This window comes from Bacteroidota bacterium (assembly GCA_034723125.1).
Taxonomy (GTDB): Bacteria; Bacteroidota; Bacteroidia; order CAILMK01; family JAAYUY01; genus JAYEOP01.
Genome location: JAYEOP010000032.1, coordinates 2,800 through 5,865 on the forward strand (window position 1 = coordinate 2,800; position 3,066 = coordinate 5,865).

A 3,066-nucleotide genomic window follows, 5' to 3' on the forward strand; every position below is an offset into this window, starting at 1 on the left:
ACGAGGTCATCATTTGTATTTACATATCTTTTACTTGTTACTTCTGTTGTTCCGTTTGATTCCCAAATTGCAATCTGACTTCTTAGCTGTGTACCTTTTGTGCCTCCTATGTCAACGGTTATATTTATTTGTGAAGAGGAAGCAGTAAATTTAAACCATACATTATAATTTCCATTTGCGGCAGTATTCCAATTTGAGCCTTTGTTTTTATCACCTGTTCCATTGGTTGTTGTATAAGTAGCATCAGCAGAACAACTATTAATTATACTGCTAACATCAATAGCATTAGCATAATCATTATTAGCAGGTTGAGCATAACTGATTATAGGAAAAAGAAAAAATATACATTTTATAATATGAGTAATTATTTTTTTATACATCTACTAATTAATTTTATTGGTATTAAAAAACATACATTATTCTTGCCAACATCCTTTTCTTTTAACTTTCAACAGCTTACAAAAATATTAGCAAATAAAATCTTCTTAAAATAATAAAATATTCTCAATATTAGAATTGAAAAAAAGAAATCCCCTGCTATGAGGGGATTTCTAACGGGCTAGGTCAAACCCAGTGTACTTAACCAATAAAACCAAAACCTATGTGGGTTGTTATATTTCTTATTTTATAAATATCTTTTCCGAATAATTTTTATCTCCACTTTGTACTCTTACAATATAATATCCTGATTTTACATCAAGTACAATTTTGTTAATTCCTTTTTCGCTTTGCTTACTAACTATCTCTTTTCCACAAATATCATAAATTGAAATAGTTGATTTTTCTAATTTTTCTAAATTAATAAATACATTATTTTCATAAGAAAATACTTTTATATTATTAGCATTTTCATCATCAACAGAAGTTATATCATTTATTTTTTGTTTAATTATAAAATGTAAAATAAACCTTTTGGTATTATCATTTACATTGGCATTAAAGCTATATTTTCCTTTATCAAAATCATGAATTGTGTTTTCTTTAAGGTCTTCTAAATAAATAATGTCTGAATAGGTAAATTGGTCTTTATCTATAAAAATATCATATTTCCCTGAAAAACCGAATTCAGAATATAAGGGAATTGTTATTTCATTTGAAAATTCAGGAAGTGTATTGATTGATAGTTCCTCTGCATCTTCTGATTTTGTATATATCTGAGGAACAGCAAAATTATAACTACGCATTTTAAATGCATCAAAATCTCCATCAAAATATTTTGTTGAATTATTATCAAAACGAACTACAACTTCATCACTTAAACCATTTGGTGATTCAACTTTTAATTTCACAACATTACTTGAATTCTCATTTCTAAAAGAAGCTAAACTGTTATGTAATCTCACAGCATCAGTCATCCCTAAAGTACCATTTACACCGGAAGTACTACATTTTACAAAAAAGCCTTGCATCGGTGGAATATACCTACTTCCACCATTTGTTGATACTCCATCTATGTAGGTTGAAATATTTTGTGATACAGGGTCCCAAATATAAACTGCGTTATCAAGGTATGTTTTTGTCCAACCTGAACTTGCGTCCCAATCAATTGTTGATGGATATGGATTAGCTACAAAATTGTATCCTCCATTGTTGTAAGTTAAATATGAGTTGCTATAGCTACCACTACCAAAAGTTCCGTGAAAAGTTACAGTAGTATTGCTTGAATAATAAACATCATATCCTTTCATTGATTGAAGTGGTTCATCTCTAAGGTGTGCTTGCCATGAATCTGTAAACTCATTATAGGAATAAACCGCAGCACCCCACAATGAATTTGTTGAATCATTTGAAATTGGAGGCGAAATATAGTGCCAATCTCCTCCTGAAAGATAAAGTTGAAATTGAGATTCTCCACTACCATTCATTGTACCATTATTTATTAAGGAAGAATATCCACTTGCATTTGAAATCAATAATAAAGAACTATTATTCGTAAAAGTTTTTGAAGAATTGTTAGTAAATTCTTTTTTAAAGATTATTGAACCACTATTCGTTATTGTTCCATTATTTGTAAAATCTTCATTAGCTGTTAATTTACATCCTGAAGCTATTGATAGTATTCCTTGATTTATAAAGTCTTCATCAAATTTAATTTCCGCATCATTGCTTAATGTTATATCATCATTAATTGTAATATAATTATCAACAGTAAACACAGCATCATTCTTTACATCTAAATCATCCGTTGTAATATCATCAGAAATATTTAAAGTGATATCTCCATCAATAATAAATTTGTCATTTAAAATAATATCTGCACTATTTGTTAATGTTCCATCATTAATTTCTAATTCATTAATTGTTACTGAAGCATTAACAAGGAAAGTTCCATTAAACCCAACTTTTATATCATTAGTTCCGGATAATGAAGCTCCTGATTCTACTTTCAGTACTCCGTGTATATTATCAATATTCTGATTTAATGTAACAGTATGACTTATAAAAACGGTATCCCAAGATGAAATTGTAGTTCCCGGATTATCACTATTTAGCCAAGTGCTATTTGAACTCCAATTTCCATTTGAGTTTGAATAATAGTTTTTAATATTGCTTTCATTATCAACACATAAAGTAAAAGTCCCTATATATGATGTTGAGTTATAATTATCCACAGAAATAAAATACCAATCTCCTACAGTTAGATTATTATAAGTAATAGAAAGATCGGATGTTGATGAAGAATATCGCTGACAAGAAAGTTGTGATAAGGAAGAATTCCACAAAGCAACATAAGGATATCTCATTGTTCCTTCTGAACCAGCAACTTTTACTTCTACAGTAACAGTATCAAAAAGTGCTTTAAATTTAAACCACTTATTAAAATTCGGTCCTGTATTCCAACATGAACCTCTTGCTTCGTCCTGTGTTCCATCTGCAGTTGTATATATAGCATCAGCAGAACTCCATACACCTGCATTATTGATTATACTATCTGTAATATCTTTTGCTCCGTCTTTCCAATCATAGTCAAGTACATTTGCTAAGGATAGAGAAAATGTTCCTTTATAGGATGTGGAACTATGGTTATCAACGGAAATATAATACCATTGACCTATTGTTAAACTT

The 3,066-nt window shown here is 29.2% G+C and carries 2 protein-coding genes; both read right to left on the reverse strand.

Annotated features, from left to right (window positions below; all coding sequences use genetic code 11):
- Positions 1 to 380, reverse strand: a 380-nt coding sequence (locus U9R42_01250) for a hypothetical protein (protein MEA3494640.1), incomplete at its 3' end; no start/stop codon positions are given.
- Between the two features lie 240 nt (positions 381 to 620).
- On the reverse strand, positions 621 to 3,066 hold a 2,446-nt coding region (locus U9R42_01255; GenBank protein ID MEA3494641.1), incomplete at its 5' end, for a T9SS type A sorting domain-containing protein.